The sequence below is a fragment of the Azospirillum endophyticum genome (assembly GCF_016595245.1).
GTDB lineage: Bacteria > Pseudomonadota > Alphaproteobacteria > Azospirillales > Azospirillaceae > Azospirillum > Azospirillum endophyticum.
The window spans coordinates 101,885-118,213 of sequence record NZ_JAENHM010000044.1; the positions used below are offsets into that span (position 1 = coordinate 101,885).

The window sequence follows — 16,329 nt, forward strand, 5'->3', positions numbered from 1 at the left end:
ATTAAACGTCTTCATTGACCGGAGACCGAGATGACCGTTCCGGTGCTCGAACTCGAAAACGTCACCAAGATCTACCCGGTGCCGCAGGGGATGTTCAAACCCAAGGCGATGCTGACCGCCGTCGGCGGGGTGTCGCTGAGCGTCGCCCGTGGCGAGGTGCATGCGCTGGTCGGCGAAAGCGGCTCCGGCAAGTCGACGCTGGCGAAGTTGCTGCTGGGCCTGACCAAGCCGACCTCCGGCGAAATCCGCATCGACGGCGTGCCGATCGCCCGGACCGACCGGCGGGAAGTGGCGCGGCGCATCCAGCCGGTGTTCCAGGATCCCTATTCCTCGCTGAACCCGCGCAAGTCGGTGGCCGACCTGATCGCCCTGCCGCTGGTCGCCCACGGCATCGGCACCTCGGCCAGCCGGCAGCAGAAGGTGGCGGAGATGCTGGACGCCGTCGGGCTGCCGCGCCGGATGATCGACGCCTATCCCGGCCAGATGTCGGGCGGCCAGCGCCAGCGCGTCGCCATCGCCCGCGCGCTGGTCATGCAGCCCGACGTGCTGATCTGCGACGAGCCGACCTCGGCGCTCGACGTCTCGGTGCAGGCGCAGATCCTGAACCTGCTGATGGATTTGAAGCGCGAGTTCAAGCTGACCTACTTCTTCATCAGCCACAACCTCGCGGTGGTCGAGCATCTCGCCGACCGGGTGGCGGTGATGTATCTCGGCCGCATCGTCGAGGAACGCGGGCGCGAGGCGCTGTTCACCGGCGCCGGCCATCCCTATTCCCGCGCGCTGCTCGACTGCGTGCTGACCCCAGATCCGACGCTGGGCATGCCCGAGGCGGTGATCGGAGGCTCCTTCCCCAACCCCATCGCCCCGCCGCCCGGCTGCGCCTTCCACCCGCGCTGTCCACGCGCCACCGAACGGTGCCGCGTCGAGGCGCCGGGTCCCGTGCCGATCGCCGACGGCGCCGCCGCCTGCCATCACGCCGCTTAACGACTCCTCCCCCAATTCCCGAGTTCCGCCATGACTCACCAGCCATCGCGTGACGGCGCCATCGCGCGCGCCGCCCAACATTTCGCGTCCGGTGCCTTCCTGGCCGACCTGACGCGGCGTGTCGCCATCAAGTCCGAAAGCCAGTCGCCCGACCATGGAGCCGAGCTGCACGCCTATCTGGACGGGGAGATGATCCCGTCGCTGGCGAAGCTCGGCTTCGCCGGCACCATCGTGGAGAACCCGGTCGCCGGTCGCGGGCCGTTCCTGATCGCCAAGCGCCACGAGGCCGACCATTTGCCCACCGTGCTGATCTACGGCCACGGCGACGTGGTGCCGGGCCATGAGGGGCGCTGGCGCGACGGCATCGACCCGTGGACGGTGACGATCCAGGGCGATCGCTGGTACGGCCGCGGCACCGCCGACAACAAGGGCCAGCATTCCGTCAACATCGCGGCGCTGGCCCAGGTGATGGCGGAACGCGGCGGCAGCCTGGGCTTCAATGCCAAGTTCGTGATCGAGATGGGCGAGGAGGCCGGCTCGCCCGGCCTGCGCGCGCTGGCCGAGAGCCATGGCGAGGATCTCTCCGCCGACGTGCTGATCGCCTCGGACGGGCCGCGGGTGATCGCCGGGCGGCCGACGGTGTTCCTCGGCTCGCGCGGCGCGCTGAATTTCGAGCTGACGGTCGATCTGCGCAAGGGTGCCCACCATTCGGGCAACTGGGGCGGGCTGCTCGCCAATCCCGGCACCATCCTCGCCAATGCCATCGCCTCGCTGGTCGACGGGCAGGGGCGGATCAGGCTCGATGCGCTGAAGCCGGCCGGCATCCCGCCGGCGGTCAAGGCTGCCATCGCCGACCTGACGGTGGGCGGCGGGCCGAACGATCCCGAGATCGACCGCGACTGGGGCGAGGCCGGCCTGACGCCGGAGGAACGGGTGTTCGGCTGGAACACGCTGGAGGTGCTGGCCTTCGAGACCGGGAATCCGCGTGCGCCGGTCAACGCGGTGCCGGCCAGCGCCAAGGCGACGCTGCAACTCCGCTTCGTCGTCGGCACCGATCCGGCGAAGGTCCTCGACGCCGTGCGCGCCCATCTCGCCGCCAACGGCTTCCAGCGGGTGCAGGCGACCGCCAGCCGGATGGAGGCGTTCTCCGCCACCCGGCTCGATCCCACCGACCCGTGGGTCGGCTGGGCGCTGGACTCGCTGGCACGGACGACGGGCAAGAAGCCGGCGCTGCTGCCCAATCTGGGCGGCTCGATCCCCAACGACGTCTTCGCCGAGGTGTTGGGGCTGCCGACCATCTGGGTGCCCCATTCCTATCCGGCCTGTTCCCAGCATGCGCCCGACGAACATCTGCTGGCGCCGGTCGTCGAAGAAGCCCTGCGGGTGATGGCCGGGCTGTTCTGGGACCTGGGCGAGACCGGTTCCGCCATCCGGGACGCTCGCAAGACCGCCGGCAAGGAGGCCATCCGCGCATGACCCCGCTCGCCCAACGTGCCAGCGACTGGCTGGCAAGCCGCCGCACCGAGATGGAGGAGATGCTCCAGCGCATCGTCGACATCGATTCCGGCAGCCGCGACCAGGCCGGCATCGATGCGGTCGGCGAGATCATGGCGGCGATGCTGGAGGCCGACGGCATCGCCGTGACCCGTTTCCCGAACGAGACCTACGGCAGCGTGCTGAAGGCCGATATTCCCGGGCATAGGGGCGGGGCGCCGGTGCTGCTGATGGGGCACCGCGACACCGTCTATCCCAAGGGCACGGTGGCAGCCCGGCCCTTCCGCCGCGACGGCGACACCGCCTATGGGCCGGGCGTGGCCGACATGCAGGGCGGGCTGGTCGTCGACGTCTTCGTGCTGCGGGCGCTGAAGGCGGCGGGCGGCACCGATTTCCCGCTGATCGGCCTGTTCACCGCCGACGAGGAGATCGGTTCGCCCTCCGGACGCAAGATCATCGAGGAGGTGGCGCGGGGAGCCCGTGCCGCTTTCAACGCCGAGCCGGGGCGGGTGTCGGGCAATGTCGTCACCGCGCGCAAGGGCGGGCTGACGCTGGATATCAAAGTGACCGGACGGGCCGCCCATTCCGGCGTCAACCACGCCGACGGGGCGAGCGCCATCGGGGCGCTGGCGGCGAAGATCACCGCGCTGCATGCGCTGACCGACTATCCCAGCGGCATCACCACCAATGTCGGCGTCATCCGCGGCGGGCGGACGCACAACACCGTCGCCGACCATGCGGAAGCGGCGCTGGACATCCGCTTCCGCTCCGTCGACCAGCTCGACGGCATTCTGGCGCGGGTCGAGGCGATCCTGGCGGCCGAGGATGTGCCGGGCACCAGCGCGTCCTACGAACGGGGGCACCTGTTCATGCCGCTGGAGGAACGGCATGCAGCCGAGCTGTTCGCCCGCTATCAGGCGGCGGCGAAGGAGGTCGGCTTCGAGGTCGGCGGGGAGTTCACCGGCGGGTGTGCGGATTCAGGCTTCACCGGTGCGCTCGGCGTGCCCTCGCTGTGCGGGCTGGGGCCGGTCGGCGGGGCCGCCCATACGGAACGCGAATGGTGCCGGCTCGACACGCTGGTGCCGCGCGCCCAGGCGCTGGCGGTCACGATCGCGGGGTTGGAGGGGTAGGTCTGGGATATACGGTTTCCCCCTCTCCCCCCGGGGAGAGGGTCGGGGTGAGGGGGATGCATAGCGTGGATTCCCGATGGAGGCACGCAGTGCGACCCCCTCACCCTAACCCTCTCCCCGGGGGGAGAGGGGATTCTCAGGGTCGAGAGTAGCTCAACCGTTGCGATACGTATAGCTGTAGCCGTTCAGCGCCGGGGCGCCGCCGAGATGGGCGTAGAGCACCTTCGAGCCTTCGGGGAAATAGCCCTTCTTCACGAGGTCGATCATGCCCTGCATCGACTTGCCCTCATAGACCGGGTCGGTGATCATCGCCTCGGTGCGGGCGGCGAGGCGGATCGCCTCGTTGGTCTCGGCGCTGGGCACGCCGTAGGCCGGATAGGCGTAGTCTTCCAGGATGACGATCTCGTCGTCGCGGACCTTGCGGCCGAGTTCGACCAGTTCGGCGGTGTTGTCGACGATCTCGCGGACCTGGGCGCGGGTCTGTTCCGGGGTGCCGGAGGCGTCGATGCCGATCACGCGGTCGGCGCGGTCGTCGGCGGCGAAGCCGACGATCATGCCGCCCTGGGTCGAGCCGGTCACGACGCAGACGACGATGTAGTCGAACTTGAAGCCGAGGTCGGCCTCCTGCTTGCGGACCTCTTCGGCGAAGCCGACATAGCCGAGACCGCCGTACTTGTGGACGGAGCCGCCGGCCGGAATGCCGTAGGGCTTGCCGCCGGCATCCTTCACCGACTGGATGGCGTCTTCCCAGCTCTTGCGGATGCCGATGTCGAAGCCGTCCGAAACGATGCGGCTGTCGGCGCCCATCAAACGGGTCAGCAGGATGTTGCCGACGCGGTCATAGACGGCGTCCTCGTGCGGAACCCAGCTTTCCTGGACGACCACGCACTTCATGCCGAGCTTGGCGGCGGTCGCCGCGACCATGCGGGTGTGGTTCGACTGCACGCCGCCGATCGACACCAGCGTGTCGGCACCGGCCGCGATGGCGTCGGGAACGATGTATTCCAGCTTGCGCAGCTTGTTGCCGCCCATGGCGAGGCCGGAGTTGCAGTCGTCGCGCTTGGCGTAGATCTCGACCTTGCCGCCGAGCGCCTCGGTCAGGCGCGGGAGGTGTTCGATGGGAGACGGGCCGAAGGTGAGCGGGTAACGTTCGAAGCGTTCGAGGCGCAGCATGGCGGGGCTCCAGTGTCTCAAGTGAAGCGACGGTATCACCACGGAAATGAAAGGTGCTCTCGAACTTCGCTATCGAATTGCCGCAGACTGTCCCTAAAATGCCATTCAGTACAGGATCTTTCCCAAAAATTGGGGCTGGAATGAGAGAAAACGACACCGCCGACGAGCTCAGCACGACGGACCGAAAGATTCTCCAGCATCTTCAACGGGATGGCCGGATGACGAATGCCGATCTGGCGGCGGCGGTGCATCTCAGCCCCGCCACCTGCCACCGGCACACGCAACGCCTGTTCGCGGAAGGCTACATCCGCTCCGTCCGGGCCGAGATCGAGCCGGCCCGGGTGGATCGCGGCACGCTGGTGATGGTCGGCGTGGAGCTTGACCGCTCGACGCCGGAGAGCTTCGCCGAGTTCGAGCGGGCGATCCGCAAGCTGCCCTTCGTCCTCGACTGCCATCTGGTCGCCGGGGATTTCGATTTCTTCCTGAAGATCCGGGTCAGCGACATCGCGGACTTCAACCGTCTGCACGGGCAGGAGCTGATCGCGCTGCCGGGCGTGCGGCAGACGCGCACCTTCTTCGTCATGAAGGAGGTGATCGACAACGCGATGCTGGATTTCTGAAGCTGACGCTCAGCCCACGCAGCCGCGCAGGTCGGCCACCGTCCGACAGCCGAGCAGGGCCATGGTCCGGTCGAGTTCGTCCTGCAAGATCGCCAGCGCATGTTCGGCTCCCGCCTGACCGTCGGCGGCGAGGCCGAACAGGGGGGCGCGGCCGAGCAGCACCGCCGTCGCACCGGCGGCCAGGAGCTTCGCGGCGTCGCTGCCGCGCCGCACGCCGCTGTCGGCCAGCACCGTCAATCGGTCGCCGACCGCATCGACGATCCGCGGCAACACGGCAAGCGGCGACGGGGCGCTGTCCAGGTTGCGCCCGCCATGGTTGGACACCACGATGGCCTCGACCCCGGCTTCCGCAGCCCGCAGCGCGTCGGCCGGCGCCAGCAGGCCCTTGATGATGATCCGACCGCGCCAGCGCCGCCGCAATTCGGCGACGTCGTCCCAGCTGACCCGGTCGCACAGCCGGATCGGATCGTGCGATGTGGAGTCGGTGATCCGGGTCCGGAACTGCGGCGGGTAATGGGCGTAGCCCGGCCAGCCGCCGTTGGTCAGCAGGCGCAGCAGCACGCCGACCAGCCAGGCCGGATGGCGCGCAACGTCCAGCGTGCCGCGCAGCGACGGCGTGACCGGGACGCTGAAGCCATTGTGCAGATTGTACTCGCGCTTGGGCGAGACCGCGGTGTCGACGGTCAGGATCAGCGTGTCGACGCCACAGGCGGCGACGCGGTCCAGCAGGGCATGGGTCAGGCTGCGGTCGCGCCAGACATAGAGCTGGAACCACAGCTCGGCCCCCGCCTCGGCGATGGCCTCGATGCTGGTGATCGACTGGGTCGAGACGGAGAAGGGAATGCCGGCGGCGCGGGCCGCCCGTGCCAGCAGCACCTCCCCGTCGTAGCGGACGAGGCCGGCGGCGGCGGTGGGGGCGATGACGAAGGGCAGGGGGCGCTCGCGGCCGAACAGGCTGATGCCGGTGTGGCGCCCGGCGGTGTCGACCAGGGCCCGAGGCATCAGTTCGCTGCGGTCGAAAGTCTCGCGCAGGCGGCGCAGGGAGGTCTCATCCTCGGTGCCGCGGTCGATGTAGTCGAACAGGCCGCGCGGCAGGAAACGCCGGGCCTGCCGGCGCAATTCGTCAATGTTCAGGCATGTCTGGCTGGCCGCCATGAACTGTCGCCTCCTGCGGGGCGGACTATCGCGGATAGCCGCCGAATTTGTGGACGGAGATGGAGGCCGCCGCGACCTGGACATGGCGGACGAGTTCCTCCTCGACCCGCTCGGGCGTCCAGCGCGTGGCGGGGACGGAGATGCTGATGCCGGCGACCGCGCGGCCATGCTCGTCGGTGATGGCGGCGCCGACGGAGATGTCGCCCATCACCGTCTCGTTGGTCAGCAAGGCATAGCCCTTCTCCCCCGCCTCGCGCACGCGGGCGCGCAGCCGGTCGGGATCGCAGACCGTGAAGGGGGTGAGCGGGCGCAGGTCGGTGCGGGCCAGGATGTCCTCGCGCTCCTCCTCCGACAGGCGGGACAGGATGGCGGTGCCGGACGCGGTGTAATAGGCGGGCAGGCGGCTGCCGACCATGAACTCGATGTTGACCAGGTGCTTGCCGGGGAAACGGGCGACGAAGACGATCTCGGCGCCGTCCAGTTCCTGGAGGTTGGCGGTCTCGCCGACGCTGCGGCTGATGTCCAGAAGGTAGGGGTAGGCCTTCTCGATCAGCTCGTTGGCGCGCAGGTAATTGTAGGAGAACTGCAGCAGTTTCGGGGTCAGCGCGTAGTTGCGCGTGCCCTGGACACGGCGCAGGTAGCCCAGGACCTCCAGCGTGTAGACCAGCCGCTGCGCCGCGCTGCGGTCGAGGTTGGCGGCCTTGGCGATCTCCGACAGCGGCATCTGGCGATGCGGCCCGTCGAAGGCATGGAGAATCTGGAAGGTCTTTTCGGTCGACCCGACGAACAGCGAGGAGTCGCGCGGGTCGGCCTTCTTTGTCCCCGGATCCGAGGCCGTCGCGTCCTGTTCCGTAGCGGAACCCTCCGTCTTCGGCTTCCGTCCTGCTGTGCGCATCATCGGCAATCCCCTGGGCTTCCTCATCCGACCGGATCGTCGTCCGGTGCCGCCGCGCTACGCATAGCATCCGGCGAAGCGAATGCCACGCGCGGCGCGGTTGCCGCCGGTCAGACCGGCTGGGCTGCCGGCACGCCCTCGGCCGGAACCCCCTCGTAGGTGGCGAGCAGGCGCGACAGCTCGCGCCGCAGCGACCGCTTCAGCGGCTCGGCCGGCTCGCGCAGCGGCGCCAGCATCGCCGGGGCCTCGACGCCGATCAGGTCCATCACCGCCTTCATCGGGCCGGGGTTGGTCTCGGCGAAAGCCAGGTTCATCATCGGGATCAGGCTGCGGTGGATCTCCAACGCCTTGTCCAGCTTGCCGGTCGAGGCGAGATCATGGATCAGCCGCCAGGCCCGCGGCAGCAGGTTGGCCGTCACCACGATGCCGCCCTTGGCGCCGGCGGCGACGTGCAGCGGGAACAGCGTATCCTCCCCGCTGAGGACGGTGAAGGAGGAGTCGACCCCCGCCACCGTGCGCAGGAAATGATACATGTCGGTGTTGCAGGCCTTCATGCCGATGATCCGCTCGTGCCGCGACAGCTCGTGCAGGATCTCCGGGTCGACGGCGATGCGGGTGCGGTAGGGGATCTCGTAGATCAGGATCGGCACCGGCGATTCGTCGGCGTAGCGCAGGAAATAGTCGCGGATGCCGGCCTGGGTCGGGTTGGTGTAGTAGGGGGTCAGGACCAGCAGCCCGTCGACACCGGCCGCCGCGAAATCGCGGCCGGCGGCCAGCGCGTCGTAATAGCCGGTGTCGAGCACGCCGGCGATCACCGGGCCGCGCTTCCCGCCGGCACCCGCCGCACCCGCCATCGCCTCGACCGACAGCTCGGCGAAGCGGATGCGCTGGTCCTTCGCCAACGCGCCATACTCCCCGGTGCCGCCGAGCGGGACCAGCCCGTCGATCCCCTGGCGGAACAGCCAGGAGAACAGCGCCTTGGAGGCCGCCACGTCGATGGTGCCGGAGGATGTCACCGGCGTCGGGGTGGCGGGCAGAATGCCGCGAAGCTTCGTGGCGTCAAGCATGTCGAATCCTTGGAAGAAGCAGGGGTGAAAGTGGTTCAGGGAGGGCTTGGCCGGCCCGGTTCAGCTGGCAAGGCTGCGCCGCCGCATCCGGTCCGCGACCCAGATCAGGGCGGCGACGAACAGCAGCAGCCCGGTCGACACCGCCGCGATGACGGGGGAGACCTGCAGCGTCACCTCGTCCCAGAACTGCTTGGGCAGGGTGGCGCTGAGGCCGCCCGAGGAGAAGAGCGAGATGGTCAGCTCGTCGAAGGACGTGGCGAAGGCGAACAGGAAGGACGACAGCATGCCGGCCCCGAGGATCGGGAAGGTGACGTGCCGCAGCGCCGCCAGCGGCCGGGCGCCCAGGCTCTGCGCAGCCATGTCCAGGCGGGTGTCGTAGTTGCGCAGCACCGCCATCATCGTCATCACCACATAGGGCACGGCGACCACCGTATGTCCGATCACCAGCCCGAGGATGGTGCCGACCAGCCCCATCTGGGCGAAGACGTAGAACATGCCGACGGCGATGATCATGCGCGGCACGACGATGGGCGACAGGATGAAGGCCAGCATGGCGCCCTTGCCCCGCATCTGGCCGCGCACCATCAGGAAGGCGGCGGGAACGCCGATCGCCATCGCCAGCAGGCCGGTGCCGAAGGCGACCACGATAGAGCGCCACAGCGCCTGCATCCAGATCGGCGACTGCAGCAGCTGCTCGTACCATTGCAGCGTGAAGCCGGACGGCGGCCAGGCCAGGCCGCCCTTGCCGAAGGACAGCGGGATCATCAGGAAGGCGGGCAGGCTGATCAGCACCAGCAGGAACCAGACGAAGGCGGTCAGCGCCAGCGGGCGCTCGGCCCGGCCGGCGATCGGATGGCGGCGCGGGACGATGCCGATCAGCGCGTCGCTGGCCGAACCCAGCGCCGCCAGCACCCGCCCGCCCAGCCGCCGCATGGCGGTGTCGCGGTTGCGCACGACCGCGCTCTCGCCGGTCAGCGAGGCGAAGCCGAAGACGCGGTCGTACAGCACGAAGACGATCAGCACGACGGTCAGCAGCAGCACCGAGATGGCGCCGGCCAGCCCCCAGTTCAGCGTCTGCTGCACCTGGTCGATGATCAGCTGGGTGATCATCGTCTCCTTGCGGCCGCCCAGCAGGGCCGGCACGATGAAGAAGCCGATGGCCGACACGAAGACCATGATCGCCGACGCGGCGACGCCGGGCAGAGACAGCGGGAAATAGACGGTCCAGAAGGCGGTGCCGGGCCTGGCGCCCAGCGTGCTGGCGGCCCGCGGCAGGGTGCGGTCGATGTTCTCCATCACCGCCAGCATGGTCATCACCGCCAGCGGCAGCATGGCGTGCACCATGCCGACCAGCACCGCGCCGAAGCCGTAGAGCAGGTCCAGGGGCCGGTCGATGATGCCGAGAGACATCAGCGTGCTGTTGATGACGCCGTTGCGGCCGAGGATGACCACCCAGGCGAAGGCGCGCACCAGGAAGCTGGTCCAGAAGGACAGCAGCACCCAGAAGATCAGCCGGCTCTTCGCCGGCCCCTTGGCGACCGAGATCAGGTAGGCGATGGGATAGGCGGCCACCACCGCGACCAGCGTCGTCGCCAGCGAGATCTTCAGCGTGATCCACAGCACGGTGGCGTAGAGGCTGGAGGCGAAGAGCTGGGCGTAGGGCGCCAGCGTGAAGCCCTGCCCGTTGTAGACGCTGAGCGCCAGCAGCTGCCCGACCGGAAAGACCAGGAAGGCGACGAGGAGGAGGACGAGCGGAGCACCCATCAGCACCGGCTTGCGCCAGGCGGGCGGCGGGGAATGGCGTTTGGCGCCTGCGGTGTCGGTCATGGTCAGGGACTGGCCGTTCATGTCAGGCGGTCCCCGCAGCCGGGGCGGCGGTGTCGGCGATGACGACGGCGTCGCGTCCGCTCCAGGACAGCGTCAGCACGTCGTCGATGCGGACCGCATCGGCCTCGTTGCGGGTGGGGAAGGCGGCGACCAGCGGCGGCAGGTTGCGGTCGAGCGGCTCCATGTAGACCTTGGTCAGGCTGCCGGTGACCATCACCTCCGACACGCGGCCCTGGACACCGACGGCCGGCACGCCCATGGCCGATGCGCCGTGGCGGGCGACCGCCAGGTTCTGCGGACGAACCATCACCCGCACCGACGAACCCGGCGGCAGGTCGTGGCCGTTGGCGAGCGCGCGGCCGGAAACGCCGCTGCTGCCCACCCCGACCTCCACCTCGTCGCCGACGCGGGTGCGCAGGTCGGCGGGCAGGATGTTGGACTCACCCAGGAAGTCGGCGACGAACAGCGTGCGCGGCCGGAAATACAGGTCGGCCGGCGTGCCCAACTGCTCGATCCGCCCGGCATTCATCAGGCAGATGCGGTCGGACATCGTCATCGCCTCTTCCTGGTCGTGGGTGACGTAGACGATCGTCGTTCCCATCTCGCGGTGCAGGCGCTTGATCTCCAGCTGCATGTGCTCGCGCAGCTTCTTGTCGAGGGCCCCCAGCGGCTCGTCCATCAGGATGATCGAGGGCTTGTAGACCATGCAGCGGGCGAGCGCCACGCGCTGCTGCTGGCCGCCCGACAGCTCACGCGGGTAGCGGCCGGCGATGTGCGGGAGATGAACCATCTCCAGCGCCTCGCGCGCCCGCCGCTTGGCGTCGGCGGCCGACACCTTCCGCATCTTCAGCGGAAAGGCGATGTTCTCCTCGATCGTCATGTGCGGGAAGAGGGCGTAATTCTGGAACACCACGCCGATGTCCCGTTCATAGGGCGGAGCGTAGGTGACGTCCTGGGACCCGATGCGCACGCTTCCCTCGTCGGGCGGGACGAGGCCGGCCAGCAGGCTGAGCAGCGTCGTCTTGCCGGAGCCGGACGGGCCGAGCAGCGTCAGGAACTCGCCGTCGGCGACGACGAGATCCGTGGGGGCGAGCGCCACGAAGTCACCGTAGCGCTTGGCGAGGCCCTGGACGGAAAGGCTGGAAGAAGACATGCGCGCCTCCTCGCGAGGGGTTGGGCCGAAGGATGGTGTGGATGGCGGGATTGGGTGCCTGCCGCCCCTTTCCCAACCCTTCCGCTCTCGCGCTACTGGATCCACAATCTGAGCTTTGGGTAACATGCTGGAATCAAACAACTTATTTGGACGTCATTCCCGCGGAGGCGGGAATCCAGCCAGCTCGACAGCTTAGCCGCGGAGTTTCCTGGATCCCCGCCTTCGCGGGGATGACGCAGAGTTCTTTTGATTCCAGAGCCTTACCAAGGCTTGGGGTTGTGTGCATCACGTAGCGCGCGAGCCGGGAAGAGCCGGGGAGAGGACAGCGCGACTGCGCCTTAGCTCAGCAGCCAGGCGTTGTAGCGCTCCAGGCCGGTCTGCTGGTTCTTCAGCCAGTATTCGGCATCGATCTTCACGCCGCGCTCGATGTTGGCCGGGAAGGTCGGGCAGTCGGGGGCGATCTTGGCGTCGATGTGGTTGAAGGCTTCCGGCTGGGTGACGCCGGCCGGGAAATACTTCACCAGGGCGGCCTGACGCTTCGGGTCGGAGGCGAACTTGATGAACTGGCGGCAGGCGTCGGCGTTCGGGGTACCGGCCAGGATCGCCCAGCTGTCGAGGCCCCAGATGTTCTGGTCCCACACGATGCCAACCGGGGCGCCGGCGGCCATCGCCGCCTGCGGCCGCGACACCCAGGTCGGGACCATGTCGACCTCGCCCGACAGCAGCATCTGCTCGACCTGCGCGCCGCTGGTCCAGAACACCGAGATGTCCTTCTTGAGGCGGTCGAGCGCCTTGAAGGCGCGGTCGAGGTCGCAGGGATAGACCTTGTCGTTGGTCACGCCGTCGGCCATCAGCGCCTGTTCGATGGTGTCGAACGGGTGCTTGCGCAGGGCGCGGCGGCCGGGGAAGTTGGCGACGTCGTAGAAGTCCTTCCAGGAGGCCGGCGCCTTGCGGCCCTTGAAGGCGTCGGTACGGTAGGCCAGCACGGTGGTGTAGACGTTGGTGCCGACGCCGTATTCCGACATGTACTGCTTGGGGATCGAGGCGACGGCCGGGTCGGCCTCCAGCCCGTGCTTCTCCAGCAGCGGCTTGTCGCCGCCGGTCAGCATCAGGATGGCCGGCTGGCTGATCTTGGCCATGTCCCAGGTGTAGGACTTCGCTTCCACCATCGAGCGGATCTGCGCCGTCGGCTCGGCGTTCGCCTGGACGCCGACCACCTCGATGCCAGTGGCCTCGGTGAAGGGCTTGTAGAAGATCTCGCCGTAGGCCTTGGTGTAGATGCCGCCGTCGTCGCGCACGACGATCCGCTTGTTCTGCGCCCGCGCCGGGCTCCAGATCGCCGGCATGGCGAGCGCGGCCGTGCCGGCGGCGCCGGCTTTCAGCAGGGTGCGGCGGGACCAGCCGGATTGGCGGATGCTCATGTCGGAACTCCTCTTGGTGGGACGGGACGGCGGATGGACGCGAAGGACAGGAAGCTCAGCCCGGCGGCAGCAGGCGGCCGGGATTGAAGATGTTCTGCGGATCGAGCGCCTGCTTGACCGCGCGCATCAGCGCCAGCTCGGCGGGCGGCTTGTAGCGCGCCATTTCTCCCAGCTGGACCCGGCCGACGCCGTGCTCGGCGCTGAAGGTGCCGTTCAGCCGGGCGGCCTCGTCGTTGACGGCGTGGCGGATCCGGGCGGCGAGCGCATCGCGGTCGGCGATCGCGTTCCACGCATCGAAGGTGAAGAAGGGGATAAAATGGACGTTGCCGTCGCCGAGATGGGCGACGACGATCGCCGGCAGGCCGGGCACCAGCGCCCGCACCGCGGCGGTCGCGGCGTCGATGAAGGCGGGAACGGCGGACAGCGGCACCGCGCAGTCGGTGGTCAGCCCGACGCCGGCCTTCTTGTTGGCCTCCGACACGCTGTGCCGGATCTCCCACATAGCGTGGCGCTGGCTGTCGCTGGCGGCGAGCGCCGCGTCGGTCAGCAGGCCGTCGCCGAAGGCGTCCTCCAGGATCGCCTGCAACTCGGCGTCGAGGGCATCGCCGCCGCTGTTGTCAGACAGCTCGATCAGCACATGCCATTCGGCCTCGCCCTCGATCGGGCTGCGGCGTCCCGGCACGTTCCCGATGACGAGATCGAGCTGGAGCCGGTTGATCATCTCGAAGGCCGACAGCCGGGCGCCGCAGCGCTCCTGCACGCGGGTCAGCAGGGTCAGCGCGTCGGCGGGCGAGGCCATTCCGACCCAGGCGACGGCATGGCGCGTCGGCAGCGGATGCAGTTTCAAGGTCGCCGCGGTGATGATGCCGAGCGTCCCTTCCGACCCGATGAACAGGTGCTTCAGGTCGTAACCGGTGTTGTTCTTGCGCAGCCCGTACAGCCCCGACCAGATGGTGCCATCGGCGAGGACCACTTCCAGGCCCAGCACGTTGTCGCGCGTGTTGCCGTAGCGCAGGACCGAGGTGCCGCCGGCATTGGTGGCGATGGTGCCGCCGATCTGGCAGGAGCCCTCGGCCCCCAGGCTGACCGGATAGAGCCGTCCCGCCGCCGCCGCCGCTTCCTGCACGGTGGCGAGGACGCAGCCGGCCTCGACCTCCATCGTGCTGTTGACCGGGTCGATGGCGCGGACCGCGCGCATCCGCGACAGGTTGAGGATGACCGGGGCGGGGCCCTTTTCAGAGGGAACGGCGCCGCCGCACAGGCTGGTGTTGCCGCCCTGCGGCAGCACCGGAACGCCGTGGCGGGCGCAGCAGCGCACCACCGCCGCGACCTGTTCGGCGGTGGCCGGACGGGCGAGGCACAGCGCCGGGCCGCGGTAGCGCCCGCGCCAGTCCTCTGTGACCGCGTCCAGGTCGGATGGGGATGTCAGGACGGCGTCGGCGCCGATCAGGCCCGACAGCTCAGCGATCACGTCCACACGCGATCTCCTTGATCTGTATGGTGTCTGTCAAATCAATCGCTATACGATTGAAGCAACTGAAATATGATAGTCTGTGATCGCCCTGCCAACAATCCAAATTTTGCTTCGTGTTCGAATTTTTCGCCGGGGCAGCTTTGGTGTGCGGCCGTGCCGATTTGTCCGGCGGTGTGGCCCAGCCCACAGCGGATGCCAGGACCTTTGCGGCAGCATGGGGATCTCACCGCCCGCTCCTCTTGCCGAACTGCGTCCCTGCGTGAAGGAACCGTCCGATGCGCCGACTTGCCGTCATGCTCCTATGCCTGATCCTCGCCACGGCGGTTTCGATCGCCGGCCGGCCGGCTTCCGCCTTCGAGGTGCAGTCCGGCGGCATCCCGCTGTCGGCCGTCGCCGTTGCCGTGCTGGCGAACCGCGTCGGCACCGCGCCGCCGGCCCAGGCAGGCACCGGCAGCGCCTTTCCGCCTTGGATGGGCGGCGGCCGCACGGGAGCCGGGGCCATGGGCGTCGGGACCATGGCGACCGGACTGCCGGGGGCGAAGGGCGCCGGGTTGCCGCCGGCCGGCCGGCCGGCCGGCATGGGTGTCCCGGACCGGGCGGCGATGAACGAGCAACTGTTCGGAATCAAGCGCTGACGGAGGGCGCCGCATTCGATTTCCCGCGCGTCCGGACTGGGCATTCCCCGCAATGTTGGGGAAGGCGACTGCGATAGTCGGCCAATTCGGAAGGGGATGCCGCGGAACCGGGTCGTTTTCCAATGGGATGGGATTACCCAAGAATTCGGGGGCACCCTGCTTCCCGGTCGAAGACTAAGATCAAGGTCTTCAGACGAAGGGCAATGAAGAAAACAGGGGGAAATCATGCTGCGGACTGCCGTGATCGCGGTCGGCGCCCTGCTGCTTCTGCCGCTGTTTATGGCTGGGCAGGGAATGGCCGACCGGGCGAAAGCGCCCGAAGACGCGCGTGCCTATATCCTGTGGCCTCCCAACGGGGCGGTCATCAATGGCGGAAAATTCTGGGTCCGCATGGGCCTCCAGAACATGGGGATATCGCCGGCCGGCATAAGCCACGCCGACAGCGGGCACCATCACCTGCTGATCGACACCGACCTGACGAACCCGGACGAGCCGATCCCCAACGACAAGCAGCACCTGCATTTCGGCGGCGGCCAGACCGAAGCGCGGCTGGAACTGCCGCCGGGAACCCACACGCTGCGGATGGTGCTGGGCGACGCCGACCACATTCCGCACAACCCGCCGGTGATGTCGGAGAAGGTGACCATCACCGTCCGCTGACCGGTCCCGACCGGTTCATGTCCGCCAGGGAGGGCATCATGAAGACAGGTCCCATCAAGACAGGCCCGATCAAGACAGCATTGTCCGCGCTCAAATACGGCTCCGGCCCTTGCGCCGTCTTCGGCGCGATGCTGCTGGGGCTGATGTCGACCGTGCCATTGGTCTTCGCGTCGCTCCCGGCCGTCGCGGCGGAAGCGTCCGCCGATCATAAGGGCGACCATGATGCGGCGGCCGCCGCGCAGCGGACACCCGGCCGCAAGGATGCCTGGCTCTATATCGGCTGGCCCAACAACGGGCAGGTGGTCGGTACGCGGTTCAAGGTGTGGTTCGGGCTGCGCAATTTCGGCGTCGCGCCGGCCGGCGTCCGCAAGGACGGCACCGGGCACCATCATCTGCTGATCGACACCGACCTGAAGACTTTCGACGAGCCGATCCCCAGCGACAAGCAGCACCTGCATTTCGGCAAGGGCCAGACCGAAACGATCCTGGAACTGCCGCCCGGCCGTCACACGCTGCAACTGGTCCTGGCCGACGCCGACCATGTGCCGCACGACCCGCCGATCATGTCGAAGAAGATCACCATCACCGTCAGGGCGGACCGCGGCCAGCAACTGTCGGCGCGGTGACGGCCCGGAGCCGCA

15 protein-coding genes are annotated in these 16,329 nt (G+C 68.5%); 7 read left to right on the forward strand and 8 right to left on the reverse strand.

All coding sequences use genetic code 11. The features are described from left to right. Positions 1-30: 30 nt before the first annotated feature. Genes JHL17_RS13805 through JHL17_RS13815 form a run of 3 tightly spaced genes read left to right on the forward strand, consistent with a single transcriptional unit; the run spans position 31 to position 3,608 of the window. Positions 31-984 (forward strand): ABC transporter ATP-binding protein, encoded by a 954-nt coding sequence (locus JHL17_RS13805; protein ID WP_200194019.1) that lies wholly within the window; start codon positions 31-33, stop codon positions 982-984. A gap of 30 nt (positions 985-1,014) precedes the next feature. Continuing rightward, positions 1,015-2,460 (forward strand): M20 family metallopeptidase, encoded by a 1,446-nt coding sequence (locus tag JHL17_RS13810; RefSeq protein ID WP_200194021.1) that lies wholly within the window; start codon positions 1,015-1,017, stop codon positions 2,458-2,460. Further along, complete coding sequence (locus tag JHL17_RS13815; RefSeq protein WP_200194023.1) at positions 2,457-3,608, forward strand: M20 family metallopeptidase; 1,152 nt, start codon at positions 2,457-2,459, stop codon at positions 3,606-3,608. Before JHL17_RS13810 ends, JHL17_RS13815 begins: the two co-directional genes overlap by 4 nt. A 153-nt stretch (positions 3,609-3,761) precedes the next feature. On the opposite strand, the gene JHL17_RS13820 is transcribed toward JHL17_RS13815, so the two are convergent. Continuing rightward, positions 3,762-4,781: a 1-aminocyclopropane-1-carboxylate deaminase gene (locus JHL17_RS13820; RefSeq protein ID WP_200194025.1), complete on the reverse strand. Its 1,020-nt coding sequence runs from the start codon at positions 4,779-4,781 to the stop codon at positions 3,762-3,764. A gap of 140 nt (positions 4,782-4,921) precedes the next feature. Between JHL17_RS13820 and JHL17_RS13825 the strand changes: the two genes are divergently transcribed. Next, positions 4,922-5,401 (forward strand): Lrp/AsnC family transcriptional regulator, encoded by a 480-nt coding sequence (locus JHL17_RS13825; RefSeq protein ID WP_200194027.1) that lies wholly within the window; start codon positions 4,922-4,924, stop codon positions 5,399-5,401. A gap of 9 nt (positions 5,402-5,410) precedes the next feature. Here the strand turns inward: JHL17_RS13825 and JHL17_RS13830 are convergent, their stop codons facing one another. The 7 genes from JHL17_RS13830 to JHL17_RS13860 all read right to left on the reverse strand — a co-directional run bounded on the left by JHL17_RS13830 (position 5,411) and on the right by JHL17_RS13860 (position 14,396). Next, positions 5,411-6,556 (reverse strand): alpha-hydroxy acid oxidase, encoded by a 1,146-nt coding sequence (locus tag JHL17_RS13830; protein ID WP_200194029.1) that lies wholly within the window; start codon positions 6,554-6,556, stop codon positions 5,411-5,413. A 25-nt stretch (positions 6,557-6,581) separates the two neighbouring features. Continuing rightward, entirely contained in the window at positions 6,582-7,454 is an 873-nt protein-coding gene (locus JHL17_RS13835; protein ID WP_200194031.1) for an IclR family transcriptional regulator, read from the reverse strand. A gap of 107 nt (positions 7,455-7,561) precedes the next feature. After that, positions 7,562-8,518 carry a dihydrodipicolinate synthase family protein gene (locus JHL17_RS13840; RefSeq protein WP_200194033.1) on the reverse strand — a complete coding sequence of 319 codons (957 nt, stop codon included), beginning with the start codon at positions 8,516-8,518 and terminating at the stop codon, positions 7,562-7,564. A gap of 60 nt (positions 8,519-8,578) precedes the next feature. Further along, positions 8,579-10,366 carry an ABC transporter permease subunit gene (locus JHL17_RS13845; RefSeq protein WP_200194034.1) on the reverse strand — a complete coding sequence of 596 codons (1,788 nt, stop codon included), beginning with the start codon at positions 10,364-10,366 and terminating at the stop codon, positions 8,579-8,581. Between the two features lies 1 nt (position 10,367). Beyond that, entirely contained in the window at positions 10,368-11,498 is a 1,131-nt protein-coding gene (locus tag JHL17_RS13850) for an ABC transporter ATP-binding protein (RefSeq protein WP_200194036.1), read from the reverse strand. A gap of 338 nt (positions 11,499-11,836) precedes the next feature. After that, entirely contained in the window at positions 11,837-12,919 is a 1,083-nt protein-coding gene (locus tag JHL17_RS13855) for an ABC transporter substrate-binding protein (protein WP_200194038.1), read from the reverse strand. Positions 12,920-12,974: 55 nt separating this feature from the next. Continuing rightward, on the reverse strand, positions 12,975-14,396 hold the full coding sequence (locus JHL17_RS13860) for an FAD-linked oxidase C-terminal domain-containing protein (RefSeq protein ID WP_200194039.1): 1,422 nt from the start codon (positions 14,394-14,396) through the stop codon (positions 12,975-12,977). A 272-nt stretch (positions 14,397-14,668) separates the two neighbouring features. Here JHL17_RS13860 and JHL17_RS13865 point away from each other — a divergent pair, with 272 nt between their 5' ends. The 3 genes from JHL17_RS13865 to JHL17_RS13875 all read left to right on the forward strand — a co-directional run bounded on the left by JHL17_RS13865 (position 14,669) and on the right by JHL17_RS13875 (position 16,314). Beyond that, the gene (locus tag JHL17_RS13865) at positions 14,669-15,028 is read left to right on the forward strand and encodes a hypothetical protein (protein WP_200194041.1); all 360 of its coding nucleotides are present in this window, start codon (positions 14,669-14,671) and stop codon (positions 15,026-15,028) included. Between the two features lie 225 nt (positions 15,029-15,253). Continuing rightward, positions 15,254-15,688 carry a DUF4399 domain-containing protein gene (locus JHL17_RS13870; protein WP_200194043.1) on the forward strand — a complete coding sequence of 145 codons (435 nt, stop codon included), beginning with the start codon at positions 15,254-15,256 and terminating at the stop codon, positions 15,686-15,688. 38 nt (positions 15,689-15,726) lie between these two features. Beyond that, on the forward strand, positions 15,727-16,314 hold the full coding sequence (locus tag JHL17_RS13875; RefSeq protein ID WP_247893529.1) for a DUF4399 domain-containing protein: 588 nt from the start codon (positions 15,727-15,729) through the stop codon (positions 16,312-16,314). Positions 16,315-16,329 lie beyond the last annotated feature (15 nt).